We start from the raw sequence: 26,826 nt of genomic DNA, 5'->3' as shown, positions 1-26,826 counted from the left end.
GGCCCTATATAGCCCCGATCATGACGCCGGACTCACCCCAATTCGTCGATTCGGTCCGTGCGGCCCTGCTGGACTGGTACGACGCCCACGCCCGCGCCCTGCCGTGGCGCACCGGCCCGCATGAGCGCGCGGCGGGCGTGCCGCCCGATCCGTACCGCGTCTGGCTGTCCGAGGTGATGCTGCAGCAGACCACCGTGCCCCACGCCACGTCCTATTTCCTCGAATTCACCCGGCGCTGGCCCACCGTGGCCGATCTGGCGGCGGTGGACGATGGCGAGCTGATGGCCGCGTGGGCGGGACTGGGCTACTACGCCCGCGCCCGCAATCTGCTGGCCTGCGCCCGCGCCGTGGCGGGCGACCATGGCGGCGTGTTTCCGGATCAGGAGGCGGGTCTGCTGGCCTTGCCGGGGGTGGGCGCCTACACCGCCGCCGCCGTGGGCGCCATCGCCTTCGACCGGCCCGCCAATGTGGTGGACGGCAATGTGGAGCGGGTCATGGCCCGCCTGTTCGCCGTCGAAACGCCGCTGCCCGCCGCCAAACCGGAGCTGAAACGTCTGGCCGCCACGCTGGTGCGCGACGACCGCCCCGGCGACTGGGCCCAGGCGCTGATGGATCTTGGCGCGACTGTCTGCCGGCCCAAGGCGCCCCTGTGCGACCGCTGCCCTGTGGCGTTCACTTGCGCCGCCCTCCGGACCGGCGATCCCGGCCGCTATCCGCTCAAGACCAAGAAGGCCGCGCGGCCCCGACGCAGGGGCGCGGTGTTCGTGCTGCGGGACGAGCGGGGGCGCGTGGCGCTGGAGCGACGGCCCGACAAGGGCCTGCTGGGCGCCATGCTGGGCCTGCCCACCAGCGCCTGGGACGAGGCGGGCGCCGGGGTCGAGGCCGCGCCGCTTCCGGCGGACTGGCGCGCCACCGGCCAGGTGGAGCACGTCTTCACCCACTTCGCCCTGACCCTGACGGTGTTCGAGGCGACCGGCCAGGGGGACTTCATCTGGACGAACGAGGGCGAGGCCGCCCAGGCCCTGCCCAGCGTATTCAGGAAAGCGCTGCGGCGTCCGCGATCTTCTCGGGCGAGCGGCGCAGCATCAGGGTGAAGCCCACCGCCAGCGCCGCCGGCAGGGCGGCCCAGATCATGCCGCCGACGGCCATGCCGGTGGCCGTGGCCCACAGGGCGCCGACCACGAACTCGGCGATGCCCACCAGAATCGAGCCCTTGCTGCCCTTCTGGAAGTCGCGGCGCTGGGCCGGCTTCTGACGCCAGATATTGATCAGCCCCGCCGAGGCCGAGGCCGCGAGACAGCCGATCAGCACCACCCCGGTGGCCAGCGGCGCGATCACCGCCAGTCCCGCCAGCGCTATGGCTGTCAGGCACATGGCCGGGATCAGGGCGGCGTAAAGCTTGGCCCGGTCCACGCGGCCTTGCTGAACCGGCGCGGAGCGCAACAGCTCCGGGCTGTCCTCGGCCGAGATGGTGATCCACGAAAAGCTGCCCGCCAGTTGCCCCGCCATGATCACCACGGCGCCCGCGCCGAAAGCGACGCCCACGCCCGACTGCGCGTTGCGGAACAGGATGAACCCCAGCGGCAGCAGGTACAGCAGCCGTAGCAGCACCTGGCTGAGCAACTGCGGATCCCGCGCCAGCAGGCGCAGCTCCTTCTGCACCATCACCCGCGTCAGGCCCGCCGCGAAGGCGCGGTCGGTCACGCGGCGGGGTTTCGGCCCGGCCTTGTCACCGACGGCTGCGGCGGCATTCTCGGCGAAGCGCCGCGCCAGCGCCGAGATGGTCACGGCGAACACGACCAATGAGGCCGCCACGAAGAGGATCAGGGGCAAAGCCTCGCCCACCAGGGCGCGCAGGGCCCATGTCCCCCAGCCGCCGTCCTGGAAGGCGTCCGACGCGGCCCATCCCTGGAACAGTTCAGCCAGGGCGCTGACGCTCTCCTCCTCGTCGTCGCGCGGGCGGGTGAAGTTATAGACCTGGCTGGCCAGGAAGGCGGAGGCGCCAACGATCCCGGCGGTTATCTGGGAGACTACACGGGTGCGGCGCGGCCCGATCAGGCGGAACAGGGCCATGGTCAGGCCGAGGCCGATGGTGGTGGCGATCAGGGTCAGTCCCGCGATCAGGCCGTACAGGGTCAGCCAGTGCGGCTGGCCCAGCGCCCAGGCCGCCAGCACGAACGGCGTCACCAGCAGATAGTAGAGCAGCCCCGTCGCCGCCGCGATGGCCACGAGCCGCACGGTCAGCACCACGCGCGGTTTCAGCGGCGAAGACAGCAGCAGGTCCAGATCGCCGCGCTGATACAGCGCCTGCACCGAGGCGTTGATGGCATGGGTCAGCATCAGGGTCAGCACCGCGCCCATGGCCCCGGTGACGATCAATGCCGCCATGGGGCTGGGTGAGACCGGAAATTGCCAGACCAGAAACGCCAGCCCGACCCCGCCGCCCACAAGCCCCAGCAGGCCTACGCCCACCAGCAGGATCAGCACCGCCTTGCTGCCGCTCAGGCCCTCTTTCTTCTCGGAGGACTTGCCGTCCATGGCGCGCCAGGCCAGCCGCACCTCGTGCGCCAGCAGCCAGGGGACCGAGCCCGCCTTCAGAAACCGGATCATGCGGGCACGGGGCCTGAGGTCAGGTCCAGGAACACATCCTCCAGCGTGCCGCCCTGACGGCCCGCGCGCGTGCTCAGTTCCGCCAGGCTGCCCTCGGCCAGAAGGCGTCCGTGCTGGATGATGCCGATGCGATCGGCCATGCGCTCGGCCACGTCCAGAATGTGGGTGGTCAGGATCACCGTGGCGCCGGTGCGCACCTTTTCCTGCAGCACGTCCTTGACCTGCCGCGCCATGGCGGCGTCCAGACCAGTCAGCGGCTCGTCCAGCATCAGCAGGCGCGGCTCGTGGATCAGGGCGCCGGCCAGCGCAGCCTTCTGCTTCATGCCGCGCGAAAAGCCCTCGCACCGCTCGCCGCGATGCTCCCACAGGGCCAGCCATTCCAGCAGTTCCTGCGCCCGCTTGCGCGCCGTCTTCGCGTCCACGCCCCACAGCCCGGCCACGAACTCCAGATACTCCATGGGCGTCAGCTTGTCGTAGAGCATGGGCTCGTCGGGCAGCCAGGCGATCATGCGCTTGGCCTCCACCGGATCGGCCACGGCGTCCACGCCGAACACCCGGATCGAGCCCGCCGTGGGCTGAGTCAGGCCCGCCACCATGCGCAGGGTCGTGGTCTTGCCCGCGCCGTTGGGGCCGAGCAGGGCGTACAGCTCGCCCGCGCGCACGGTCAGATCCAGATCATCCACCGCCGGGCGGCTGAAGACCTTCCTCAGGCCGCGCAACTCAAGCGCGGCGGTGTCCGATGAACTCATTTACGCATCCCCTGTCACGCGACCACGGTGGCGCGCGCGGGGCGGGGCGTCAACGCGTCACTGCATTCCCGCCCGCATCTGGGTGCGCAGGTCGTCGATCAGCTGGAAGCCCCGGTCGGTCTTGTAGCGCCAGAAGGTCCAGCCGTTGCAGGCCGGGGCGTTGTCCAGCAGGGCGCCCAGCTTGTGGATTGAGCCGGTCAGCTCGCCGTGGGCCAGGCTGCCGTCGGCGCGCACCCGCGCCTCGCGCTCGCCCTTGGGGCAATACAGGCGGTCGCCGGGCCGCAGCAGGCCGGCCTCCACCAGGGCGCCGAACGGCACCCGGGGCTCGGCCTTCTTGGAGCCCATGACGGCCAGGTCTTCGGGATTGGCCGGCACCACGGCCTTGATGCGCTTCTCGGCGACCTTGGCGTAGGTCTCTTCGCGCTCGATGCCGATGAAGTGGCGGCCCAGACGCTTCGCCGCCGCGCCGGTGGTGCCGGTGCCGAAGAAGGGGTCCAGCACCACGTCGCCCGGCCGGGTGGCAGCCAGCATGACCCGGTGCAGCAGGGCCTCGGGCTTCTGGGTCGGGTGCGCCTTCTTGCCGTCCTCATCCTTGATCCGCTCCTCGCCCGTGCACAGGGCGAAGGTCCAGTCGGAGCGCATCTGGGTGTCTTCGTTGAAGGCCTTCAGGGCGTCGTAGTTGAAGGTGTAGCGCTTCTGCTCGCGGCTGCGGGCGGCCCAGATCAGGGTCTCGTGTGCATTGGTGAAGCGGGTGCCCTTGAAGTTGGGCATGGGGTTGGACTTGCGCCAGATGATGTCGTTCAGCACCCAGAAGCCCAGGTCCTGGATCGCCGCCCCCAGCCGGAACACATTGTGATAGCTGCCAATCACCCAGATGGAGCCCTCGGGCTTCAGCACCCGGCGGCATTCGCTCAGCCAGGCGCGGGTGAAGGCGTCATAGGCGGCGAAGCTCTCGAACTGGTCCCAGTCGTCGTCGACCGCGTCCACCTTGGAATTGTCCGGCCGCAGCAGGTCGCCGCCCAGCTGCAGATTATAGGGCGGGTCCGCGAAGACCATGTCCACGCTGGCGTCGGGCAGGCCCTTCAACATCTCGATGCAGTCGCCCCTCAGAACGACATCGGTCTTGATACTCATGGTGAAGGGCCCCGCGTGAACTGTAACGCTGACACTGGTGAATCATCACGGTTAAGGACCGGTTGATTCCCGCGCGCTTGCGCCCTCGCGCCGACGCTTTAGGGTCCGCGGCCTGTTTCGACTCTCATAGGGTGCGTCCTTGTCCGTTCTTTCCCGTTTGGCGACGTCCGTCGCCGCCGCCTGCCTGATCGCCGCGCCCGCCATGGCCCAGGACGCCGAGGCGATCCGCACCGCAGAAACCCTGCGCGACCGGGCGCTGGAGGGCACCATCGCCTATGACGTGGTGGAACAGATCACCACCCGCTTCGGTCCCCGCATGGCCGGCACGGACGCCGAGCGCGCGGCGGCGGAATGGGGCGAGGGCTTTCTGAACGCCCAGGGCTTCGCCAACGTCCGCATCGAGGACTTTCCCCTGTCAGTCTGGAACCGGGGCGTCGAGCAGGTCGAGGTGCTGTCGCCGTTCCCGCAGCCGCTGACTGTCACCGCCCTGGGCGGCGCCATGGCCACCCCTGCGGAGGGCGTCACCGGCGAGGCCGTGATCTTCCGCACATATCAGGACCTGCTGGACCAGCCCGAAGGCGCGCTGGACGGCAAGATCGCGGTGGTGCTGCAGGACACCCCCCGGGCCCAGGACGGGCGCGGTTACGGCTCCACCTCCGTGATCCGCTTCCAGGGACCGACCGAGGCGGCGCGGCGCGGGGCCGTCGGGTTCCTGCTGCGCTCGCTGGGCACCCACGATCATCGCTTCGCCCACACCGGCGCCACGTCCGTCAGCGACGACGCGGTCCCCGCCTTCGCCATCAGCCCGCCGGACGCGGACCAGCTGGCCCGCATGGCGGCCATGACCGACGAGCCGATCCGCATCCGCCTGTTTTCCACGGCGGCCTTCGCCGAGCCGACGCGCTCCCAGAACGTCATCGCCGAGGTGGTGGGCAGCGAGCGGCCCGAGGAAGTCATCACCATCGGCGGCCATCTGGACAGCTGGGATCTGGGCACCGGCGCCATCGACGATGCGTCGGGCATCGGCATCACCACCGCCGCCCTCAAGCTGATCGCCGACCTGCCCGAGGCTCCGCGCCGCACGATCCGCGTGGTCTGGTGGGGCGCCGAGGAAGTCAGCCAGCCGGCTCCGGCGCAAGGTCTGGCCGGCGCGCGCGCCTATGCGGACTCCATCAGCGATGAAGCCGCGAACCATGTGGCGATTTCAGAAAGCGATTTCGGCGCCGGGCCGATCTATGCGCTCAGCCTGCCCGCGGGCATGGGCGGGACAGAGTTCCAGCGCGCGGCCATGCGGGTGCTGACGCCGCTGGGCATCGTCTGGGACGGCGCGCCCGCGCGGGGCGGCGGACCGGACACCGGCCCGACTGTGGCCCTGGGCGTTCCCGCCTTCCGGCTGGCGCAGGACGGCACGGACTATTTCGACACCCACCACACGGTGGACGATGTGATCGACCGGATCGAGCCGGAGAACCTGGACCAGAACGTCGCCGCCTGGGCCGCGCTGCTGTGGCTGATCGCGGACTCCGACGTGGACTTCCGGTCCGCCGAATAGGCTTCGGCCACGAAAAAGGGCCGGTGTCTTGCGACACCGGCCCCTTCATCCGATCCGTGAAGGATCAGGCGCTTTGCAGCTGACCCGCGGATTCCTTGCCCGAGCGATTGTCACGCTCCAGCTCATAGGAAACCTTCTGGCCTTCGTTCAGCGAGGCCATCCCCGCGCGCTCAACGGCCGAGATGTGCACGAACACATCCTTGCCGCCGTCGGTGGGCTCGATGAAGCCGAAGCCCTTGGTGGGGTTGAACCATTTAACGGTGCCGGTAGCCATATCATGACCTCCTAGTAGGCATTGGCCGCAGGGGACATCCCTGTTCGGCCTGTCGGGTCTGAATGGAAACGGCTGGCCTCAATGCGTCGCATAGAAGAACGGGGCGTTACGCAAAGAGATCGACCGGCATAAGGTGGGGGAAAACGAGGGCGAAAGCAAGGCGCAAGGCGAATCTCGACGGCGACGGGCTTTATCGCTACGGGACGGTCCCGCGCGAGCGTGGCGGAATTGGTAGACGCAAGGGACTTAAAACCGTAACACCGTAAATTTACGTATTAAAAACAAGCGGTTGTACGATTTATAGACTTACACACTCCTTACACACTGCCGGAAAGGCAAGGGGGTGTTGTGTCGGAATCCCACACGCTCATGGACGGCAAGGTCCATGTTTACCGCAGAGAAAAAAGTCGCTTCTGGCAGTGCGCGACCTTCCTGAACGGTCGAAATCATCGCCAATCGACCCGGCATGAGAGCCTCGCCTACGCGCTGGAGTACGCCCGCGAGTGGTATCTGGATCGTGTCGCCGAGGATCGGCTGCGCCGCCGGGGCGGCATTGTCCTTCCAGCCGGACAGCCTGCGATCCCCGTGGAAGCGCCGAAGCCCCAGCCGGGCGAGAAGACCTTTCGCGAAGCCGCGTCGGCGTTCCTTCTGGAGTTCGAGGCGATGACTCTGGGCGAGCGCAACGCCGAGTACGTGGCCAGCAAGGCTCGCATCCTGCGGCTCTATCTGCTGCCGTATTTCGGAGACCTGCCGATCTCCCAGGTCACCGCCGGGCGCATTCAGGAGTACCGGGTGCATCGGGTGACGCCTCCGAGTGAGCCGCAGCGCGTCCGATACTCCAGGAACGGCCGGGAGCGCATCGGAAAGGTCCGCGAATGGAAACGGCCGAGCCGGCAGACGCTGCACAACGAGATGGTCTGTCTGCGGCAGGTGCTGAAAACAGCGAACCGGAAGGCATGGATCGCCGCGCTTCCGGACATGTCGAGCCCCTATCGGGCCTCCGGCAAGGTCAGCCACCGCGCCTGGTTCTCGCCCGAGGAGTACCGGCGGCTGTATGAGGCCACGCGCGAGCGGGCGAAGAATCCCAAGAAGGAGCGGTGGCGCGCGCAGAGCGAGAATTTCCACGACTTCGTTCTGTTCATGGTCAACACGGGGCTTCGGCCGGACGAGGCGCAGCGCCTTGAGTTCCGGGATGTCTCCATCGTCGAGGATGACGCCACCGGGGAGCGAATTCTGGAGATCGAGGTGCGCGGCAAGCGCGGCACCGGCTACTGCAAGAGCATGCCGGGCGCGGTGCTTCCCTTTGAGCGGGTGCGCAAGCGCAAGAACGGCCAGCCGACCGATCTCGTGTTCGGCCTGGTTCAGCGCGAACTGCTCAACGCGGTGCTGGACGAGCTCGGCTTGAAGAAGGATCGGGAGGGCAATCCGCGAACCGCCTACAGTCTGCGCCACACCTACATCTCCATGCGGCTGATGGAGGGGGCCGACATCTATCAGGTCGCCAAGAATTGCCGGACCAGCGTGGAGATGATCGAGAAATACTACGCCTCGCACATCAAGAACGTGCTCGACGCCTCGGCCATCAACGTTCGCAAGCCTAAGCCCGCCAGAGGGCGGGCGGCGAAGGTTCAGGCGACGGACGTCGACTGAACCCGTCTTGGCGCTGCGATCTGAACGAAGCTATACAGCCGGTTCAGCCTGCGGGCGTGGCGAAACTGGTAGACGCAACGGACTTAAGCTGAGGATTGAGTGCGCCGGGGGAAACCCCGGACGTAGAACCGCTCAAAGTCGGGGAACCCTGTCAGATGGCGATCCCGAGCCAAGCCCGTCTTCGGACGGGAAGGTGTAGAGACTAGACGGGCGGCGCCTAAAGCCTCAGGGCCATGGCGAAGGGATAGTCCAGACCACGAACGTCCCCAGAGCGCTCTGGCGGCGGCGGCGAAAGTCGAAGTGGTACGAAAATCCGTCGGGCGAAAGCCCTTGCCGGTTCGAGTCCGGCCGCCCGCACCAATCTTGTCTTCCTCTCGTTTCGAATACGCACACGGCGAAGAGCGGCCGCAGCCTCCGGCTCTTCGCGACCATGGGTGTTGCATTCATTTCCCAATTCCCGCGCTCCGGATAGGATCGATTGCAACCTCAGGCTACAAGAAACTAGTCTGGCGCGGGCTGGCCTTCGAGGCTTCCGGCGAATTTGAGGGGGCGGCTTTGCGGATTGTCATCGATAGCAGGGGCGCACGCGCGACCGATGTGGCGGCCATGCTGACCACGGCCGACAAAGCGTTTGTCCAGTTTGCCGGCGAGCGGTTCAGCGGCGTCAAGCCGATCTTGACCGTAGAGGCTGTGCAGCCGGGCAGCGTTGAAATCATTCTGGGGGCGATCGACACCTGGGACGCCTTCAAGACCGCCTCTGCTCTGCTTGCGCCCTTCACCGCCCATATCGGCCAGGTGATCCAGGCGCTGCGCTACGGCGGTGTCGCCTCTTTGAAACCGGCGGAGGCGAAGTTCGTCAAGTCGATAGTCGAGCCTGTCGCCAAGGGCCGCGCCCAGCAGATCAATATCGTCAACAATGGCGAGATTCACGTCACCATCGGGCAACAGGATGCTCCCGATCTGCTCGCAAATCTCGCCCAAGCGACAAGGCCGCCGAAGCCCCGACGGACGGCAGACGTCCTGACCGCAGGCGAGTCCCAATCCCTGGCCGGTCCCGGACTGGACGGGACGGCGCTCAACGTACATGGCGAATGGTACGCGCGGCTGCTGCGCGGCCGAGGCGTGCTCGTGCCGATTTCGGGCGTCCGCGACGGGTTGATCGACAATCAGACCTACCGCCTCCGGGGCGAACCAATTCGGGGCGAACTGGGCGAAATCGTCGGCGTCTATCTGCATCAGGCCGAACCGTTAGGGACCCCGGGCTAAGGTGGACGTCAACTTTTTCCTGAAGGAGCGGACCCGCTTCGTGCGCGGGTTCTACGATCAAGGCGTCGCTCCGTTCCACGACATCCAGCACCGGATCGAGACTAAGGCGCCGCCGTTCGACAACCCGCCTTACAGCGAGGACGGAGAGCCGGCCTTCCTGACCCAATGGCTTGACGCCGAGACCGGAGCGGACCTCCTCGGCCAGACTTGCGTCTCCCTGCTGTCCGATACGCTCAAGCTCTATTTCAATACCCTGCAGTCCGAGATCGGCTTCGCCTTCGAACAGGGCGGCAAGGCGCTCATGAAGAGGGGATTTGTCGCCGCGTACCGGGAGGCGTTGGGCGAGGTGTTCGAGACCGACTGGTCGGACTGTCCGGTCCGGTTCGCGGTAATCGAGCAGGTGGTGCTCGCCCGCAATCTCAGCCAGCACGGCGGACATTTGACGTCCTTCCATAGGTCCCATGACGCCAGGACCCTGCGCCAACACCCCCAGCCCTTCTTCGCCAGTCCTGAAGAGGCCAGGACATGGCAGGACAGCGGCGGCCAGAACTCGTTTCTGACGCCGTCGGTGAAGATCACGCGCGACCGGCTGTTCGAGGCGATCGAGGAGGTTGAGCAACTGGGCGACTGGCTCGACGCCAGGCTGGTCAAGGTTCACGAATGGAGGCGCCGCACGCGAGAGCCGGAACCAGTTCCCGAAGCGGAAGTGTTTGGTCTGCTGGCGGCTGGCCGAGCCGCGCTCGATCTGTGTCGACCCGCCTTGGACCTGTTTGAGGCGCGCAGGCCCGATGTGATCCACCAAGGCGACGACAGGGGCTTCGTAATCGACGGTCGCCGGCTCGAACGCAGTCTGGGCGGACCCCTGGCAGCCCAAGGCCTGATCGGCGCCCAGGCCTTCGTGGCCAATCTCGTCGTGGTCGAGAACTGCCTCGTGAAGTTAGCCAGCCTTCGTGGTGTGCCGCCGCACATCAAGACCAAGGCTGAGCAGGCAGTGAAGGCGATCAAGGCCGTCGTCGACCGTCAGGTTCGCAATACCGCGGAGCATATCGACGACCGAGTGGTCAGACGCGCCGACCAAGGGTTGATCGCCTCCTCCATCTTCGAGCCCGATCTTCTCTGTTCGACCCGGGTGGACGGTACGGTCGGCGCTGTCTCCATCAGCCGGCAGACCCTGGAGGTGGCGGTGGCGGCGTTCGAGAGCGTGGTGTGGCCGTCGTCGCCACGATTGCCTGACGTCGGACGATGAGCATCGAACTCGCGGCTTTGCACAAACACTGGCTGGCAGCTGATGCGGTCAATGTACACCTGCGCCGGTCGATGAAGTCTTCGGAGCGGCTGGAGGCCGGTGACCTTCCCGAACCCCTGGCCGCGCTGGCTGAGCAATGGTCCGCCTTTGAGGTTCTGCGCGTCTGGTACAGCTTGCTCTATGTGGTCGTGGAGGGCTACCAAACGCTCAAGCTGCGGGATGACGCTGTCGACGATCTCCTCGGTCGGGGCGACTATCTCCAGACCCTCAGGCTTTTTCGCAACGCCACCTTCCATTTCCAGAAGGATCCGTTCTCGCCGAAGATCCTGGGGTTCCTCACCACCCCGGAGAGCGAGACCTGGGTGAAGGAACTCGATCAGGCCTTTAAACGTCTGTTCGAACGCGAGCTGAAGATCGAAGAAGTCCTGGGCGAACTCGGCTGATTGACGTCCCATTTTGTCGCAAGCACGCGGCATCAGGCAGGAGCATCACGCGTTGAAGCTCATACGGCCTTGGCGCATTCTCGATCCGATGGGAAAGTCGATTCTATGAATTTGGCCGTCAGAACCGATGGACCGGCAATCGCGGCGATCTCGCCGAAGCGCGAACTAGGCGCCTATGAGGCCCTGTGGCTGGAGCAGGGTGCGACCTTCAAAACCCTAGCGGAACGGTTCGCCCGCGATCCATCGGCCATGCCCTCGGACTTTGTGTCGCCCGCCAGCGCCATGGCGGCCGCGGACGAGGTGCTGGCGACCCTGAAAACGTCTGGCGTTCATCAGTTCGGTGTCCGCATCAACCACGCTGGCGATTATCCGAAGAAGCTGAGAGACGCCCGCCATCCCGTCGAGATGCTCTACTATCAAGGCGCCTGGGAACTGACTGAAACCCGTTCCATCGCGGTCGTGGGCAGCCGCAAGGCAAGCGAGGACGGCCAGCAGCGGGCCGCCCAGATCGCCAAGGGATTGGTTGAACGCGATTTCACCGTGGTGTCCGGTCTGGCCGAGGGCATCGACCGGGCCGCCCATACCGCCGCCTTCGCCTGCGGCGGTCGAACGATTGCGGTCATCGGCACCCCGCTGGGCCAGTTCTATCCCAAGGCCAACCGCGACCTCCAACTACGGATCGCCGCCGAACAGCTACTGATTTCCCAGGTTCCCGTGCTCCGGTACGGCAAGCAGAACCCGAATCTGAACCGGCTGTTCTTCCCGGAACGCAACGTCACCATGAGCGCCCTGACCGAAGGAACGGTCATCGTCGAGGCCGGTGAGACGTCCGGCACCCTGACGCAGGCGCGCGCCGCCCTTCATCAGGGCCGCAAGCTGTTCATACTCGACTCGTGCTTCACCCGAGGCGATCTGACCTGGCCGGCTCGTTTCGCCGCTGAAGGGGCGATCCGGGTGCGCAAAATGGACGACATCTGGGCCGCCCTCGAGTGACGGTCCGGTTCAGCGAGATCGACGACGGCAATCGCGCCGATCACACCCGACTGGGCCCGGGTGACCGCTGCCTCTATCTCTTCGAGTACACCAGCGGACGGGATTATTCGTTCAGCGCGACGAACAGCTTGATCAACAATCTCAAGAAGAAGCCGACTAGCTCGGAAAGCCAGCGCCGCTACAAGGCCCAGGCCATCGCCCAGTGTGGGGGCTATTTCAGGGAAGGCCTGGACCCAGCTTGGCTGGCGCGCGCCACCCTCGTGCCCATTCCGGGATCGAAGGCGGCGGATCATCCGGACTTTGACGACCGCATGACCCAGGTCGCCCGCGCCATCCTGCCTGGTCTCGATGTCCGGCCTCTCGTGCGCCAGACGCAGAGCCTGCGCGCCTCCCACGAGGTCGGCGACGGCGAGCGGGTCTCCGTGGAGGAACTGCTTGCGGCGTATCGGATCGATGAGACGATCGCGGAACCCGCGCCGGTGACGATCGGCATCATGGACGATGTCCTCACGGCGGGAACACACTATTGCGCCATGCGAACCGTATTGGCGCAAAGATTTCCGGCCGCCACCATCTTCGGTCTCTTCGTGGCGCGACGCGTCTTTCCGACGTGACCACAGCCATGAAGGGTCCAACTATTCGTCATGGATGACGAACAGGGCTTAGGGCTCATTAATTCTTCAAATCTGGCGACTTGCCGGCTAACGGCGCCGCCTGTCCCGCGGGAGGCGGTTCGACAAGACTCATGGCTTCCCCGGCGTTCGCTCAGTGAGGAAGCCGGCGCGACGTCCGCCCACTTGCGACCTGCTCTTCGCCAGCTGACGGCTGGGAGGAATCACGGCTTGAGCTTCGACCAATCAACCTTCCCCAGGTCGTTGTCGAACCAGCTCAACTCCACGCCCAACGGAAGGGACTCGCCGTTCTGCAACAGCACGTGCTCGGGCACGTCCGACGCCTGAACGGTCTTTGTCAGAAAATCGTCGGCCTGAGGGTGTCCGTCCCGCAGGCCGACGGCCACGCCATTGATCTGGGACGGACTGGAGCCGGCGACCAGATAGTGCTGTTTCGGGAGTTGGGTACTGGCGGCCATGAGGATCACGCGGGCGTAGCAGGTCGGGCGAATTGGGGGGGCAGGGGGCGTCATGCAGACTCCATTGGGGGACCAGAACTGGCCCGTGAGCGGTCACCTTAGCGCCGATTCGGAAGGGGGCGCCGAAGCCACGGGTCGCGCTGAAGGGCTAAGGGCTCCGCCCTCGCGCGGGCCAGGGTGAAGCGCCTTCGGCGCCGGACCGGCCGGTCTCCCCGGGCTTCCGCGCCGGCGATGATGATCACCAGGGTCACGGGTGCGAGGCTTGTGCAGCCCGGGCGATCCCCCTCCGGCCGGTCCGCCCTGGCCCTTGCTACCCCGGTCTCGCCGACGGGCAGGGTTTCAGGCGCGCCTTGCGCCTGCAAACCCTGACCCAAGGAGGCAGACATGACTGCTCAATCCACTCAATCCCGTTCGTCAGCGGCGGCTGGCGCCGCCGCTGCGGAGACCTTTACGGACCTGACGCACGGTGCGGAGATCACCGTGCCGTTGAACAGGCTCAAGGCGTCGCCCCGCAACGCCCGGAGGGTGAAACATTCGGCGGCGGCGCTGGAGGCGCTGGCCGCGTCCATCAAGGCCAAGGGGGTGTTGCAGCCGCCCGTGGTGGAGGTCGAGCGGGACGGGGAGGGGGCGCCTACGGGCGCCTACCTCGTCACCATCGGCGAGGGGCGGCGGCAGGCGCTGCGCATGCTGGTCCGGCGCAAGGCGGTCAAGCGGACCCATCCGGTGCGGGTGATTGTGGACGCCGACAATGACGCCCATGAAATCAGCCTTGATGAGAACATCACCCGCGAGGCCATGCATCCCGCCGACCAGTTCGAGGCCTTCAGGCGCCTCGCGGACGAGAAGAGCTACGGGCCCGAGGAGATCGGGGCGCGGTTCGGCGTTTCGGCCCATGTGGTGCGCCAGCGGCTGCGGCTCGGGGCGGCGGCGCCGGAGTTGATGGCGGCGTACCGGGACGGCGCGCTGGCGCTGGACCAGCTGACGGCCTTCTGCGTCAGTGAGGATCAGGACCGGCAGCGGCAGGTGCTGGCGCAGACGGGGCCGCACGCCCCCGCCTATACCATTCGCCGGGCCATGACCGAGGCCAAGGTGTCGGCGGGGGACCGCCGGGCCGTGTTCGTGGGCGTCGAGGCCTATGAGACGGCGGGCGGGTCGATCCTGCGCGACCTGTTCACCGAGGACGGCGGCGGCTGGCTGGAGGACCCGGCCCTGCTGGACCGGCTGGTCAGCGAGAAGCTGGCCGCGCTGGCCGAGGACGTGCGCGTCCGTGAGGGCTGGAAATGGGCCGAGGCCGGATCGGACTACGCCGAGGTCGCCGCCCTCGCGCGGGTCTATCCGGTGGAGACGGTGCGCTCCGAGGCCGAGGCCGCCGAGATTGCGGCCCTGTCCGGGGAATACGACCGGCTCGTCTCCGACACCGACGCGGCGGAAACCCTGCCGCCGGAGGTGGACGCGCGGCTGGAGGAGATCGACCGGGCCTTGCAGGCCTTCGGTCCCGCCTTTGACTATGCGCCCGAGGCCAGGGCGCGGGCCGGGGTCATGATCCTGCTGGGCCATGACGGAGAGGTCCGTTTCGAGCGGGGTCTGGTCAAGGCCGAGGACGCCGTCGCCCCCGAACCGCCGCCCTGGGCCGGGGATGACGCGGACGAGGATGCGGCGGCGTCCTCGGCGGATGCTGGTCCGGACGGCGGGGCGGAAGACGCGCCAGCGCCTCTGTCGGACCGGTTGGTGATGGACCTGACGGCCCACAGGACCATGGGCCTGCGTGATGCGGTGCAGGCCGACTCCGCCGTCGCGCTGGCGGTGATGGTCCACGCCATCGCCCTGCAGGTGTTCTATCCGGGCTATGGCCAGTGGACGCCCCTGCAGCTGCGTCTGACCGTGACCGAACTGGAGCGGCTGGCGCCGGGCGTCAGCGACGGTCAGGACGGACGCCGCGTGGCCGACCGGCTGGAGGCGTGGGGCGCTCGACTTCCGGAGAACCCGCAAGACCTGTGGGCCGTGTTGGCGCCCATGGGCGGCGCCGATCTGCTGGACCTGCTGGCGGTGTGCACAGGCGTGGGCCTCTACGCCGTGCGCGACCCCCACGACCGCAGGCCCGGCGCGCTGGCGCAGGCCGAGACGCTGGCGACAGCGGTTGGATTGGACATGAGCGGGGCTTGGTCGGCCACGGCCAAAGGATATTTCTCGCGGGTGTCCAAGGCGCACATTCTGGAGGCGGTGACCGAGGCGGTCGGCGCCGAGGAGGCCGGGCGCATCGCCGGGATGAAGAAGGCGGACATGGCCGAGGCGGCGGAGCGGTTGCTGGAGGGCAGGGGATGGTTGCCGCCGGTGCTGCGCACACAGCCGGTCGAGGCGGCGTCCGGGAGGGAAGGCAGGGCGGTGGCGGGCGACGCCGCCGCGCCGCCGGATGACGACGCCTATCCGTTCGCGGCGGAATAGCCGTCCGGACGAAGATCAGAGGAAAACTCGCCGCGCGGCCTTTGGGGCCGCGCGGCTCTTTTTTGTAGCTCAAACAACACTGGCCAGACTGTCGGCGTGTTTAGTCGGCTCGCCTGCAAAAGATGAATGGCTGGAACGGCGGCATCCGTCGCCGGCCTTTGGCAGGCGCTCTTACATTCTCTCCAGGAGGACGGTTCGGGCCTTCTCCGAGACGAATCCACTGGCGATGGCCCCCGTGACGAGCACCGCGAGTATGGCCGTCACGGCCAAGCCCAGGCCCCCGAAATCGGCCGGACTAGAGACGGCATTGAGCGCTTCCGCATAGGACGGGAGCGTGGAGCCCACGACATATCCGTAGAATGCCGCCACCACAGCGTTGGTGGCCCAAAGGATAAACACCTGCGCCGTGCTGAAACGGCTCCAGTCGGTTGGTTTGCGTGATTTCGTCATGGGGTGCCTGTGTGAGAGAGAGTGCCTACTGTGCCGCCGCTCGCCGGAGCTCGGCGAGGCGTTCTTCGCTGGCCTCCGTGACAACCGCGCGCAAGACGTCAATCCGCTCGGTCAGATAGGCCAGTTCCTCGTCGGTGATGCGATAGTGGCGTGAGTAGCGCGCTTTCACATAGGCGGCGCGAAGGAGTTCGAAGCAGCGCTTCTGGAACTTGGTGTCGTGGGGCCAGACCTGGCGGAGCCGAGGCTCGAGCGGCTCTGTCATGTTGCGGAGGCGAATGAGGTTGTGGCTCTTGGGCGAGTAGAAGGTCAGGACCTGCAGGAGGCCCTGATAGAGCGTTTCCGTCACTTGGTGGAGCAGAAACGCGGCGTGCTTGAGATCGCCGTTGGTCATCGCGAATGCCGCGAGACGGGCGAAGCCGGCCTCGCTTTCCTTCCACTCCTCGAAATACTCCGTAGCCTCTTCCAGCGCCGTAGACGGGGGCAGGGGCTGCGGCTCAGAGAAGGCGACGCCCGGCGTGTCCTTCAGGACCACGCCGTCGCGGGCGATGTCGATGAAGAAGCCGCGCCCGTGCTCCAGCTTCCAGTTCACGTCGTTCAGGCTATGGACGATCAGGCTCACGGGGGTGCGCATGGCGCCCGCCGACAGTTCGGCCAGGAGGCGCTTCTCCACGTCCTCCCAGAACTCGAAGTCGGTCAGGTCTTCATGGTCCACGACGACCAGCAGGTCGAAGTCCGAGAAATAACGCCCAACCGGATCATGGACCCAGTCGCCGCGCGCATAGCTGCCGAACAGGACGATCTTGAGGATGCGGCCGTTCTTCAGCCGGTCAGCCCGCCGCGTGGAGACGGCCTTGGCGAAGCCCTCCTGGATGATCTCGACGGCGGCGTCGAGCTCGCGCTGCTTGGGGAGCGGCAGTTTCTTCAGCGGACGTTTCATGCCCGGAGTCTCCGAAATGCCGAGCCGACACGCAAGAGTCGAAACGAGCCGATCAGCACACAACTAGGCTGCCGCGCTCATAATCGCTACGCTAGCAGTCGCGGGCGCCGGTTCCATAGGGCGTCGTCTGTTCGCCGTAGGGCCGGTTCTCCGGAAAATCGTCGCGGCGCAGCCCGAAAGTCCCGGGCCTCCCCACAGAGGTTCCAACGCCCGCACCTTTTCCATGTCTGCTCTGGGCTCGAAGCGGACCTCGGGAGCGGCGGCTTCGGGCGGGTAGTGTTGGGCCACGGAGGGTTGAATAGGTTCGCCGGAGCCTCAGATCGGCTCTCGACGGCCGTAGTTGCGGATTGCCGCGCGAATTTCCAGACCTGCCGGCGATCTCAGCTCCGCTTCCGCCGCTGCGAGTTCCGCGTGGGGCAGGAAATGCCCTTGCGCCCACTGCAGGACGAAGCGGGCCGGTCGCGCCTGTAGCTCGAGGCGCAGCACCGCCAGCACCTGTGCCCAGGGCCGGGATTTCTCTCTCGTCATCGCCGTCAGCAGGATGCTGGTCGCCTTCATCGCCTTCAGCGGGCTCAGGTCGGGGTCGCTCCAGGCTCCGTTGATGAAATGCACGACGATCGACACATGGGAGATCATCTCCGCATGCGGGCCGCCTAGGTATCGGCAAAGCGAAGTGAAGTCGGACAGGGTTTCGCTGTTGTCTTCCACGGCGATGAGGCGCAGCGTCAGGACGTCGACACCCAGATGACCATGTCTTCTCGCTGCGAGCTTGACCATATGCCGGGCGTATTCGTTCACAGACAGGAGGTCGTGCTCACGCGCCCACATCAGGACAGGCTGAAGCCACGCCGAGGCGACCCCCTGCATCTGCGCCACCGCGTCGCGATAATAGCGATCCTCCGACAGCAAAAGACAGTCGCCGGCGAGATAAGCAGGATCGAGGACGTCGGGGCCGAAGGCCTTGGCGATGGTTTCCTCAAGCGGCGTTAGCGCGTCCGGCGCATCGACGGGCGCGATCACGCAGGCTTCTTCTATCGCGCTGACAGTCTCGTTGAAGGCGCTCAGGCGCTCGGCCGCCTGGTCGGCGTCGAGGCGGTGGCCAGTGAACTTTCCGTTGCTCCACCCCAGGCTCAGGCTTTCTCCGTTCTGGGGCGTGATCCGGTCCCCCAGCCGCCGCAGTTCGTCCATCGTCGACTGGGCGATGGTCAGCGTACCGAATACCTTCGCCAGCACATCCAGCGCGCCCATCGTCGCGACCGTCCAGACCGCGTAGGTGTCGAGGACCAAGCCGTGGCTTCGTTTCTCCTCGATGGCCTCTAGGGCGACGGCGCGCTCGCGTTCGAGGCCCACAGCGGTCGCGATATCCCTATCGCGATTACGCACATAGTCCGCGAACGAGATGCTACCGCCGGTGACATGCACGCCCACCATGCTGAGCGGCAGGCCCCGTTCGAGGTACAGATCGGCTTTCCGGTCATCCGCTTCACCCAGGCGTTTGACCATATCGAGCGCGGGGGTGATGTCGTCTTCGGGAACAGTGATCCGCCACAATCCTCGCGCAGTCGGAAAGCGGGCCTCGAAATTCTGGCAGATGTCGTGGAAAGCGTGCAGGTATTTGTGTTTGATCTCTTTGATCGTCCAGGTTCGGACTCCGGTCAGGCCCATGTCGATCTCGAAGGTTTCGCCCACGCCCTTGCCGAGCGCGGGCTCCACGAGCGGGTGGCTTGGCGTCGCCTCGTGGTCGCTCGCCCGGGCCCCGCTCGCAACGATCAGGAACTCGGCCTTGTCTCCATTGTCCGCTGTCACCGAGAACCAGGTGTCGATAGCCACGGCAGCCGCCGCGGGGATGAGGCGATCGCCGCTGTCGCCAACCATCAGGCCGAAATAGGCTATAGCGACATCGGGGTCGTCCGGGTGGGCTCTCAGGACTTCATAGCCAAACCGGGCGGCGCCTTCGACGTCGCCTGCGGTTCGCATGGCGATGGCGAAGCGCAACTTGTCGTCGGGATCCCCTCTCAGGGACGCGGGATCGATGCCGCGAACTGTCGATGCGACCTCCTCGTCCCGGCCCAGCCGCCGAAGCGCCTCGAGGAGCGCGAGGGTGGCTATGAGCTTTCCGGCCTGACAGGCGCGTTGTAGAGGCTCGATGGCGTGGCCCAGGGCGCCGCGGTTAAAGTGGAACAGGCCTTCTGCCTGGCTGTAGGCGGGCAGGGCTTTCAGCGCCTGATCGAGATTCTGGAAGAACCGGGTCCCGCGCCGGCGCACCGGAGTCTCGTTGGTATAGGCGCGAGCGAGGATCCGCAGCTCCTCGCTGTCGATCGTCGTCTCGACCCAGCCGTCGAGGGCGTCGGCGACGACGCTCCAGTCGCCGCGCCGCACGGCGTGGCGCGCGACCATCAGGCGGCGGGCGATATGGCTGTCGGGCGTCAGAAGACGGCGCGCCTTTTCGAAGGCCTCGTCTTCCACGGCCTCGAAGTCGGCGGTCCGTGCGGCGCTCGCGATGACGATCGCGGCCCGCGGGTCTTCGCTCACCTTACCCAGCAACACGCCGAGACCGGCGGCGAGATCTTGGCCTGAGGTCTTGAGGGCGGCCAGACCGCCAAGCGCCTCGATGACCGCGACCTCCGACGCCGGCGCGACGGCGCGGGCGTCGGCGAACAGTCGCTCGACCTCGGTCCATCGTCCCTCGTTGGCGTAGTGCCGAAACGCGACGAGCCGCCCCGCAGGTTCCTGCTCCAGCAGGGGGAGGACGCGGTTGACGAGATCCTCGGATCCGGCGTCCAGCCCGACGATCGCCGCGTATCGGGCCAGTTCGGCGTCGTTCGAGAAAGCGTCCATGCCTTGTCCAGCCACCTCCACGGCCGCAGCGAGATCGTCCAGGACGTGAAGGCCCAGGATCAAGTTGGCGCACAGACCGGCGTTTTCCTCCCGCGGTGGCGTCTTGGCCTGCCGCGTCTTGTCCCATAGCTCTCGGAGCGTGTGCGTGGCGGCCGTCACGCGTTTACGGACCTCGGGCGGCAACTGACGGCGGGTCTCGAAAAGGGGATCGTTCAGGCCGTCTTCGAGGTCGGCTTCCGCCGCCATCCGGCGGGCGTGCTCACTGTCGGCGAAGGCGTCCACCAGGTTCCTGGCGGCTTCGCGCCAACGCTCGAGGCCGCGTTGGCGCATGAAGTTGACGGCGGCGACTCGAACCTCGGCCATGTCCCACAGAGCTTCGGGAACAAGGGACAATGGATCCTCGACCGCATTGTCGAAATGCGCCGCCTGTATGACGTAGGAGCCCAAGGTCGGGTCGTGGTTTCCCGCCGCCAGCGCCTTGGTTCCCATCGCCAAGGCTGCGGCCCAGTCTTCCTGCAGCATCAGGCCGAGAATCTTGTTGATGACGGCCTTGGGTTCGGAGGGAGCGTGATCAAAGGCAGAGATGAGCCGGGCCGCCGCGTCCGCGTCGGCGCCGAGGGCCAGCTGACAGGCCCCGATATTGGCCTCGATCCGGAACCGGATCCGTCCGGAGGCGGTTTCGCCGACGCGGGTCAGCAGTCGTTCGAATTGCGCCTGGGCAACTGCGGCGTCGCCAGCCGACAGGAGAGCGCGGATGTCGTCGATCTGCCCGTCCAGGGCGGCTTCGACCGCATTCCGCCGGGTGTCGTCGCCGACCTGCGCAGCGAGACCCGCGCTGACCAGACGCCCGAGTTGCGAACGCATTTCGTCGAAGGCCTCCAGAGCTTCGCCGGCGAAGGTCGCATGGGTTGTCTGGAGCTCGGTGACCTGGGCGACCACCTGAGCCCCGAAGGGGCTGAAGCTGGGGTCAAAGGCTTGGCGGGCCTCAGTGCTTTCGGAAATGCGGTCTTCGAGAGTGTTCCATCCCCAGACGTGGACTTCCAGGTCCCTGCCGAGCGCCTGCTGATCGAGGGTGAGCTGGCGCGCCAAGGCCTGCAGCGGCGCGCTGTCCGGCGCGGTAGTGACGATGAAGAACTCTTTCAGAGGCGGTGTGAAGCCTAAAGCTTTGTAGACCTCCTCATGAATCTCCTTCTCCGTCAGCTGTCCGCCTGGGCCCTTCAGCTTGCATTGCACGCCGACCAGGTGATTTGGATCGCGGTTGCGCCGCCCCCAGAGATCGACGCCCGCCTGGGCCTGGCCGCGCCGGCCGACCTTCTGGACATTGGGGTCGCCCAAGATGTGGCGCCACAACGGGAGACAGCCGCGCTCGAACGCCTGTTCGTCGGCAGGTTTGGGGATCTGGGTCGCTGCAAGATGGGACATTCCGACTCGATCGTGCGTTCGTCATCGCTGGTGGAATCGGATGTCGCGGGGGACATTCTCGTTTTGTTCGAACGCCCGCGCAAGTCGGCATGCTCAATCCGCATCAGAAAGGACGTGAGAGATGATCCCCGATGGAGTGTTCCGGCTTCAGGATTGCAGGCGACTGCGAAGCTCTGAAAGCCGGGTGTCGTCCTGGACAGAAGGCTGCTCCGCCAGACGATCCAGGGTGTCGAAGATTCCATAGGGCCAGTCCTGGGAGTCCTCTCCCAGAAGGGCCCAGACCAGATCGAGAACCTCGACCGGATGGCGCTCGATCAGGGGGTCGTCCAGACCGTCGAGCGGGCTCCCATAGCTCCGCACCGGAACGAGGCGTGGGAGAACCAGCTGGACCAGTTCGGGGAACCGCGAGGGAACGGCCAGGACAAGATCGGCCAACCGGTCGGACATCGCCGGCGTTCTTAGCGCGCGCTGGCGGGGCCAGACGTCGCGCAAGAAGAGGACCACGCGATCCGCCCACGGCCCGTCGCCATCCGCGGCCCAGCGGCCCAGCGTCCACAACATGCCGCGACGAAGGTCGTCGTCGGCGTGGATCAGGATCTCGCGCAGCTCCGCGGAAGTTAGGTGCGAGTCGGTGTTGTCCGGCGGCAGCCCGCGCGCCCAGGCGAGGAGCAGGATGTCGCCGAGGATAGTGCCGTGGCGCCGCGTCGTGGCCCGGACGGCCGCTTCGCCGATCAGGGCGGTTTTCATCCTGGCGAACAGGTCGGGGCGCGGCTCATGCGCCCGCCACAAAAATCCTTGCCAGAAAGGCTCGGCCTCGGGACGCGGGCGGTCCATCAGCGGCAGCAGTTCGCGCGTCGTCCAGTCGGGATCGATCTCGAACAGCCAGGTCAGCTGGAAGGCCGCCATGACCACGGCTTGGCCACGCAGATCGCCAGGCAAGGCCAGCAATTCTTCCAGGCGTCTCTTCATATCGGAGGGCAGGCCGTCGCCGACTCCGACGATACTTCCGGCCGGGTCGGCCATCAGAAAGTGGAAGAGCCGCCCCACGGGGCCGTTCAGGGCGTCTTCGGCCCAGGCCCTGTTCAGCCGACACGGATCGGAATCACCCGGTTCAAGGCGCTGCGTCTCGACCAGACTCGTCCAAAGACGGTCGGCGATCTCCGGCAGGCTGTGAAGGCGGGCGGCGTGGGCCTGCATCCATTCCGAGGCCGGATAGGCGATCCCCGACAGTTGACCGACCGGAAGTCGCGTCAGCCTCAGAGCGATAGTGCGCAATAGTCGGTCTCCGTCGCGCGCCCGCGCGTCGCTGCGCAGGAAGTCAGCCCACGCCCAAGCCGGCGCGCCTTGCGCCCGACCGGCCAAGGTCAGGGCGCCGAGCGCCCGCAGCGGTGCCGTGTCCGAGAGACCAGCGAACGGGTCGCGATGGACCCGGTCGCGAATACGCAAGCCGCTCGCCTGCTGGGACGCGGCAAGGATGGCGTTCATTGGTATCCCCACGAGAGACGCCGGGTTGGTGTCCCTCTCGATCGAGAACACCTCGCCGGTGTTGGCGTCGACGGCGTCGGCGGCGATCTCGGGCGTCCAGTCGGTGTTGATCGCCCGACGCTGGGCGGTTTCCGCCGCAAGGTCGAAACCGAAGTCGACGCCAGCCTCGGCCAGCCAGTGGATGCGGTTCAGCTGATCGTAGGCGGCGAACTCGGCCGCGCGGTCATACCGTTCGTCGGCATAGGGGTAGGTTCCGGTCAGAAGGCGGGTCTCCAGCGCTCTGCGTTCGGCCGGCGGGAAGTCCGGCCAGCGATCGCGCAGGGCGAACAGCAGATCGCGCTGGTGGGTGGTGTCCCAGAAGACGCGTTCGCTCAGCGCCAAGAAGGCGGCGGCGGTGTCTTCCCCGGAAACGAGGTTTGGCAGTCCCAGCGCCCAGATCCGAAGTCTCGCGAACAGACGCTCGTCGTCCAAGGGCCAAGTGGCCATCTCGCTCCGGGCCCGGCTCGGATCGAGCTCCGCCAGACGGATGAACATCCTCTGGAAAGTGGCGAGGACACCGGTCACGCCGTAGGCGTCGCCTCCGACAAGGTCGCCGCCGGGACCGCGGGTCGGCGTCAAATAGAGGCTTGAGCGACTGCAAACATCGCTTTGAAGCGCCACGGCTAAATTGAGGTTCTCCCGGAAACATTCGACCGCATAGCCCATAAAGGCGTCATCGGGCGGCACGACTTGGTGTGGTCTCGGAAAACTGACGCTAAGGCTGATCAGATCGCCGAGCGCCTTCACGGTTTGGATCGATTCGGCGGAGAGGCTGCGCGCCGGCGCCACGGTCAGCTTCGGCCGGAACATCGCGCACCAGGCCCGGACGAGGGGGCGCGACCAGCCCTCGGCCGCCGCTCGGGCGCGCAATTCGTGATTGACGCGGTCTGCTTCCTTGCGCTGGTCCGCGAGCGACATCAGAAACCAGCGCCACCCGTCGCGCACGATCGGATCGAACCGCGCCGCCTCGCCCCTGAGCGCCCAGTCGATCCGCTGCAGGACATCGGGATGGAGACGGCCGCGTCGAACCGCCCAGAGGAGGACCTCTGGCTGGTGGGCGATATTGCGGATCCAGGCTCCGAGGATGCCGAGGCGTGCCGGCAGTGGAGGGGCCGAATCGGAGCCTAGGCCTACGAGGGTCTGGGTCAGGGGATCGCGGCGATCCGCACGGGAGGAGACGAAACCGTTCCAGGCCCCGGCCGGAACCTCGCGGCGCTTGAGGAAATTCGTCGGATCCGCCGGAGGGGGCGGCGCGTCGGAATCGAGGCCGAACGCCTCAAAGGGATCGAAGACCTCCGCTTCGGGCGCGGCGTGGCGTGTCTCGGGTGTTTCATAGCGTCCGGACGGATCGAGCACATTCAGCCACGAGGCGGGAAGCGGAGCGCCACGCCCCACCATGCGCCGGACGCCTTCCGCCGATCCGAGAATATGGGCCACCTGACCCCGTTGATGTGGCGTAAGACGGCAGGGACCGTCGGCGGCCGTGGCGAGCACGCGATCCAGCCAGACGTCAGGGTCCCGGGCGCGCTCCGCCCAGAGCTCGAGAGTCTCCCAGAGAACCGGGAACCCGCCGCCGTAGGGAATGGCCTCGACCCCCTTGTGCTCCCACAGGGCGATGGCCTCGCTGTCGTCGGCGTTCTCCAGGGTATAAAGTTTATTGCGCGCGCCCGCAGGCAGGTCCAGCGCCTCCAGCAGATACTGGACGGGCGCGTCCTCGGCCGAATAGCCGACGAAAACGACCTGAAATCGTTCAAGAAGCCGGCGAATGAAGCGGGTCGCCCAGCCGTCCGACATATAGGCCCGGCCGAAGTCGGCGCTCGACAGGACCAGCTCTGGCGGCGCGCCCCTGTCCTGACCGATACGGCCGTGGATGTGGACGACCCCCCTGAAGTCGAGATCATTATGCGGATCGGGAAGTCGCGGCGGCGCCGACCAGGCGAGCCCGGCTCGCGATTGCTCGAACAACGTATCGAAGTTCGTCGTGACTAGGCGCGTGACGCCCGAGCGCGAGGTTGAGAGATCCAGCAGGATACGGTGGGCCGCGAGGTCCGGCGTCGCCCCGGCGTCGAGATGGCGGGCCACCGCCTCGCGGACCTCGCCGGCCTCGAACTCGCGCTCGAGAAGACGAAAGACACGATCCACCGCCATACCTGTGGGCTGGGCCGCGTTGGCGCGCGCCGCGCTGTCTGTTGCGGAGCCGAGGTCGTTGATGACCCTGTTCGCCAGATCCCGGAAGTCGGGCAGATTGGCCCGGGACCGTGAGACACCCGCCCCGCAGAAGAAGACGACATCCCCCAGATCGCGCGAGAGCAGCAAATCGTCGGGCAGGTTCGGGGTGTCGGCTGAAAATCTCATTGCGCCCTCTCCGGGTTATGGGCGCGGGACTGGTCGGCGCTCATGCGCCTGTCCCTGCGCGCGTGACCTTATCGCGCCTCGGGGATTCGCGGAACGAAGCGGTGTTCGGGCAACGGCGCACAGCTTGCGACGGATAGCTGTTGCCGCAGTCGTGCACGTAGCTCGCTAGGACGCGAACTTCTGTTTTCAGGCTAGACGCCAACGTCTGCTGATGATGGCGCTACCCGGCCGAGTCGACTTGCGGTAAATCACGTGCCCCTGCCGCAGCAGACCGTGCGCGCTTCTCAAGCGTCTTCGCAGGTACGAAGTTGATGGCATCGGGGTCGATAAGCGGCAGTCGAGTTTGCTCACCGGGAAACAGAGGGCGGCCAAGCACCGTTGTGTAGCGTCCGCCAGGCATCTTCCATTTCACCGCAAAGGGCTGACTGTTGCCATGTTGGTACACTTTTATAACCTGCGGCGGCCCGCCCACGTCCGCGTATACATTGCTGCGGATTATGTCGCGGAGCGCTTCGAACGGCTCCATGTCGAAGTAGCGCTTGCCCGGCCTGAAGTTGCCGCCCGCCTTCAGCATTTCGACGATCTGGGTCCGGGCCGCCTCCACCGCCGCACGCGTACCAGCAAAGACGATTGGATGGTCACGGCCGACGATGAGACCGCTTTGGACAGGTTCGAAATCTAGGATTCCGCGAGATGGCACGTAATGAAAGCGCCAAGCTTGAAAGCTGAGTTTTTTCCATGACCAGCCGCCAAATATCAGCTCGCAGTCGGGAGGATCAGGTTGTGTCTGACCGTGGGGAAGGTCGCTGATGAACTTGCGCATATCGTTGAACACCATGCGCATCCGCTTCTTGAGGTCAGTGATATCGCGGGCGCGGTTTAGGGCCCCTGGGTTGTTCTCGACCCAGTTCCGAAACTGCAACATCATCGGATAGGCGTCATACGTAGAGCCTGCGAAGGCGAGGAGGCTGTCGCCTCGCGGCAAGCTCAATAACTTAGGGCAACAGTCCCAGTCGGAGCCACCGCTGAGCCGGCTGTCGCTGGCAAAGACCATTTCCTCATGGGAGCCGACAGTTCGAATCCAAGCCATCGCCAAGGTCATGCGCGTCAACTCGTTGTGGTGCTTCACAGTCTCTCGCTCAACGCATAATAGCAGCTTATGGCGAAGCTTGGGGCGCGATCGAGCCTACGTGATCGCCCTGAAGTTGGAGCGAGGCCAACTTCCGCTTCTGGCGCAATCCAGACCCTGATCCCGTAGGCAGAGGGCTCATTACGGGTGCTCGGAACGTCCGCTCTAGGCGCGGAGCGTGAGCACCACCCATACTGGCGGGAACTGACTCAAAGTGTATGTCGACGACGTTAGCTTTAAGCGGCACGCCGAGCTCGCGAATCCCCCCCCCCCAGCCGATCCGAGCGATCAACAGCTCCAACCGAACGAAGCGGGCTTCCTGAAAGACGTGTCCGTGCTCGTCAGGCCGTGCGACGTAGCTCGGTCAATTGGCGCAGAAGGCGCAGGATGCGTTCAGCATCTTGGGGTGTGCGATCCCACATCTCCAGCACGCCGGCCTCCAGCCGCCGCCGATGTTGGTTGACGTCCATTCCAGGCAGTGTGTGATGAGGCTCGGGGACGCCCAAAAACATGCAAATCTGCATGACATTTGCTGACAGTGTTTTGAACTCTCCTCTGCAGATTCGACTGACCTGCGCGGGATCAACGCCTGTTTCTCTAGCGATATCAGCATATGTCAGCCCGAGATGGGCTCGACATTTCGTCAATTCCGCGACGAGGGCGCGCCTTGATTCCAAGGTGACATTCATGTGGATTTGCATTACACTTTGCATCACAGCGTC

Annotated in this window: 20 protein-coding genes; 9 read left to right on the top strand and 11 right to left on the bottom strand. The window is 66.2% G+C overall.

The genetic code is table 11. The features are described 5' to 3' along the window. The first annotated feature begins 20 nt into the window (after positions 1–20). A complete protein-coding gene (gene mutY / locus ACI8U3_RS10735) occupies positions 21–1,094 on the top strand; it encodes an A/G-specific adenine glycosylase (RefSeq protein WP_415014870.1) in 1,074 nt (357 codons plus the stop codon). On the opposite strand, the gene ACI8U3_RS10730 is transcribed toward mutY, so the two are convergent. From ACI8U3_RS10730 to ACI8U3_RS10720, 3 genes are read right to left on the bottom strand one after another with little or no spacing between them, the layout of a single operon-like run. Then, entirely contained in the window at positions 1,036–2,610 is a 1,575-nt protein-coding gene (locus ACI8U3_RS10730; protein WP_415014869.1) for a putative ABC transporter permease subunit, read from the bottom strand. The two genes, mutY and ACI8U3_RS10730, sit on opposite strands and share 59 nt — an antisense overlap. Then, positions 2,607–3,359 (bottom strand): ABC transporter ATP-binding protein, encoded by a 753-nt coding sequence (locus ACI8U3_RS10725; protein WP_415014868.1) that lies wholly within the window; start codon positions 3,357–3,359, stop codon positions 2,607–2,609. The genes ACI8U3_RS10730 and ACI8U3_RS10725 overlap by 4 nt, the downstream gene beginning before the upstream one ends. A 57-nt stretch (positions 3,360–3,416) precedes the next feature. Beyond that, positions 3,417–4,493, bottom strand: a complete 1,077-nt coding sequence (locus ACI8U3_RS10720) for a site-specific DNA-methyltransferase (RefSeq protein ID WP_415014867.1) — start codon at positions 4,491–4,493, stop codon at positions 3,417–3,419. Positions 4,494–4,632: 139 nt separating this feature from the next. Here ACI8U3_RS10720 and ACI8U3_RS10715 point away from each other — a divergent pair, with 139 nt between their 5' ends. Then, positions 4,633–6,045, top strand: a complete 1,413-nt coding sequence (locus ACI8U3_RS10715) for a M28 family peptidase (RefSeq protein WP_415014866.1) — start codon at positions 4,633–4,635, stop codon at positions 6,043–6,045. 64 nt (positions 6,046–6,109) lie between these two features. Here the strand turns inward: ACI8U3_RS10715 and ACI8U3_RS10710 are convergent, their stop codons facing one another. Further along, positions 6,110–6,319: a cold-shock protein gene (locus tag ACI8U3_RS10710; RefSeq protein WP_415014865.1), complete on the bottom strand. Its 210-nt coding sequence runs from the start codon at positions 6,317–6,319 to the stop codon at positions 6,110–6,112. 348 nt (positions 6,320–6,667) lie between these two features. Between ACI8U3_RS10710 and ACI8U3_RS10705 the strand changes: the two genes are divergently transcribed. The 6 genes from ACI8U3_RS10705 (at position 6,668) to ACI8U3_RS10680 (ending at position 12,531) form a co-directional block, all read left to right on the top strand. Beyond that, positions 6,668–7,969 carry a tyrosine-type recombinase/integrase gene (locus ACI8U3_RS10705; protein WP_415014864.1) on the top strand — a complete coding sequence of 434 codons (1,302 nt, stop codon included), beginning with the start codon at positions 6,668–6,670 and terminating at the stop codon, positions 7,967–7,969. Positions 7,970–8,575: 606 nt separating this feature from the next. Next, the gene (locus tag ACI8U3_RS10700; protein ID WP_415014863.1) at positions 8,576–9,235 is read left to right on the top strand and encodes a hypothetical protein; all 660 of its coding nucleotides are present in this window, start codon (positions 8,576–8,578) and stop codon (positions 9,233–9,235) included. A gap of 1 nt (position 9,236) precedes the next feature. Beyond that, on the top strand, positions 9,237–10,481 hold the full coding sequence (locus tag ACI8U3_RS10695) for a hypothetical protein (RefSeq protein WP_415014862.1): 1,245 nt from the start codon (positions 9,237–9,239) through the stop codon (positions 10,479–10,481). After that, positions 10,478–10,924 carry a hypothetical protein gene (locus ACI8U3_RS10690; RefSeq protein WP_415014861.1) on the top strand — a complete coding sequence of 149 codons (447 nt, stop codon included), beginning with the start codon at positions 10,478–10,480 and terminating at the stop codon, positions 10,922–10,924. Before ACI8U3_RS10695 ends, ACI8U3_RS10690 begins: the two co-directional genes overlap by 4 nt. 282 nt (positions 10,925–11,206) lie before the next feature. Next, positions 11,207–11,917, top strand: a complete 711-nt coding sequence (locus tag ACI8U3_RS10685) for a DNA-processing protein DprA (protein ID WP_415014860.1) — start codon at positions 11,207–11,209, stop codon at positions 11,915–11,917. Next, the gene (locus tag ACI8U3_RS10680) at positions 11,914–12,531 is read left to right on the top strand and encodes a hypothetical protein (RefSeq protein WP_415014859.1); all 618 of its coding nucleotides are present in this window, start codon (positions 11,914–11,916) and stop codon (positions 12,529–12,531) included. Before ACI8U3_RS10685 ends, ACI8U3_RS10680 begins: the two co-directional genes overlap by 4 nt. Before the next feature lie 221 nt (positions 12,532–12,752). Here the strand turns inward: ACI8U3_RS10680 and ACI8U3_RS10675 are convergent, their stop codons facing one another. After that, complete coding sequence (locus ACI8U3_RS10675) at positions 12,753–13,007, bottom strand: hypothetical protein (protein ID WP_415014858.1); 255 nt, start codon at positions 13,005–13,007, stop codon at positions 12,753–12,755. 384 nt (positions 13,008–13,391) lie between these two features. On the opposite strand from ACI8U3_RS10675, the gene ACI8U3_RS10670 reads away from it, so the two are divergent. Next, positions 13,392–15,449: a ParB/RepB/Spo0J family partition protein gene (locus ACI8U3_RS10670; protein WP_415014857.1), complete on the top strand. Its 2,058-nt coding sequence runs from the start codon at positions 13,392–13,394 to the stop codon at positions 15,447–15,449. Positions 15,450–15,620: 171 nt separating this feature from the next. Here ACI8U3_RS10670 and ACI8U3_RS10665 read toward each other — a convergent pair whose 3' ends face one another. From ACI8U3_RS10665 to ACI8U3_RS10640, 6 genes are all read right to left on the bottom strand, one after another. Next, on the bottom strand, positions 15,621–15,899 hold the full coding sequence (locus ACI8U3_RS10665) for a hypothetical protein (RefSeq protein ID WP_415014856.1): 279 nt from the start codon (positions 15,897–15,899) through the stop codon (positions 15,621–15,623). 25 nt (positions 15,900–15,924) lie between these two features. After that, a complete protein-coding gene (locus ACI8U3_RS10660; RefSeq protein WP_415014855.1) occupies positions 15,925–16,836 on the bottom strand; it encodes a HEPN domain-containing protein in 912 nt (303 codons plus the stop codon). Positions 16,837–17,151: 315 nt separating this feature from the next. Continuing rightward, positions 17,152–21,096, bottom strand: coding sequence for a PIN domain-containing protein (locus tag ACI8U3_RS10655; protein ID WP_415014854.1), 3,945 nt, complete (start codon positions 21,094–21,096; stop codon positions 17,152–17,154). A gap of 147 nt (positions 21,097–21,243) precedes the next feature. Further along, positions 21,244–24,975, bottom strand: coding sequence for an SIR2 family protein (locus tag ACI8U3_RS10650; RefSeq protein WP_415014853.1), 3,732 nt, complete (start codon positions 24,973–24,975; stop codon positions 21,244–21,246). Positions 24,976–25,195: 220 nt separating this feature from the next. Continuing rightward, positions 25,196–26,104, bottom strand: a complete 909-nt coding sequence (locus ACI8U3_RS10645) for a hypothetical protein (RefSeq protein ID WP_415014852.1) — start codon at positions 26,102–26,104, stop codon at positions 25,196–25,198. Between the two features lie 341 nt (positions 26,105–26,445). Continuing rightward, positions 26,446–26,805, bottom strand: a complete 360-nt coding sequence (locus ACI8U3_RS10640; RefSeq protein WP_415014851.1) for a helix-turn-helix domain-containing protein — start codon at positions 26,803–26,805, stop codon at positions 26,446–26,448. Between the last annotated feature and the right edge of the window lie 21 nt (positions 26,806–26,826).

The organism is Brevundimonas sp. (assembly GCF_047617075.1).
GTDB lineage: Bacteria > Pseudomonadota > Alphaproteobacteria > Caulobacterales > Caulobacteraceae > Brevundimonas.
This window is presented reverse-complemented; position numbering and strand designations above follow the sequence as displayed.

Coding starts and splice junctions, on each gene's coding strand:
- mutY (WP_415014870.1), top strand. CDS start 21: ATGACGCCGGACTCACCCCAATTCGTCGATTCGGTCCGTGCGGCCCTG.
- ACI8U3_RS10730 (WP_415014869.1), bottom strand. CDS start 2,610: ATGATCCGGTTTCTGAAGGCGGGCTCGGTCCCCTGGCTGCTGGCGCAC.
- ACI8U3_RS10725 (WP_415014868.1), bottom strand. CDS start 3,359: ATGAGTTCATCGGACACCGCCGCGCTTGAGTTGCGCGGCCTGAGGAAG.
- ACI8U3_RS10720 (WP_415014867.1), bottom strand. CDS start 4,493: ATGAGTATCAAGACCGATGTCGTTCTGAGGGGCGACTGCATCGAGATG.
- ACI8U3_RS10710 (WP_415014865.1), bottom strand. CDS start 6,319: ATGGCTACCGGCACCGTTAAATGGTTCAACCCCACCAAGGGCTTCGGC.
- ACI8U3_RS10700 (WP_415014863.1), top strand. CDS start 8,576: ATGCTGACCACGGCCGACAAAGCGTTTGTCCAGTTTGCCGGCGAGCGG.
- ACI8U3_RS10690 (WP_415014861.1), top strand. CDS start 10,478: ATGAGCATCGAACTCGCGGCTTTGCACAAACACTGGCTGGCAGCTGAT.
- ACI8U3_RS10685 (WP_415014860.1), top strand. CDS start 11,207: ATGGCGGCCGCGGACGAGGTGCTGGCGACCCTGAAAACGTCTGGCGTT.
- ACI8U3_RS10675 (WP_415014858.1), bottom strand. CDS start 13,007: ATGGCCGCCAGTACCCAACTCCCGAAACAGCACTATCTGGTCGCCGGC.
- ACI8U3_RS10670 (WP_415014857.1), top strand. CDS start 13,392: ATGACTGCTCAATCCACTCAATCCCGTTCGTCAGCGGCGGCTGGCGCC.
- ACI8U3_RS10665 (WP_415014856.1), bottom strand. CDS start 15,899: ATGACGAAATCACGCAAACCAACCGACTGGAGCCGTTTCAGCACGGCG.
- ACI8U3_RS10660 (WP_415014855.1), bottom strand. CDS start 16,836: ATGAAACGTCCGCTGAAGAAACTGCCGCTCCCCAAGCAGCGCGAGCTC.
- ACI8U3_RS10655 (WP_415014854.1), bottom strand. CDS start 21,096: ATGTCCCATCTTGCAGCGACCCAGATCCCCAAACCTGCCGACGAACAG.
- ACI8U3_RS10650 (WP_415014853.1), bottom strand. CDS start 24,975: ATGAGATTTTCAGCCGACACCCCGAACCTGCCCGACGATTTGCTGCTC.
- ACI8U3_RS10640 (WP_415014851.1), bottom strand. CDS start 26,805: ATGCAAATCCACATGAATGTCACCTTGGAATCAAGGCGCGCCCTCGTC.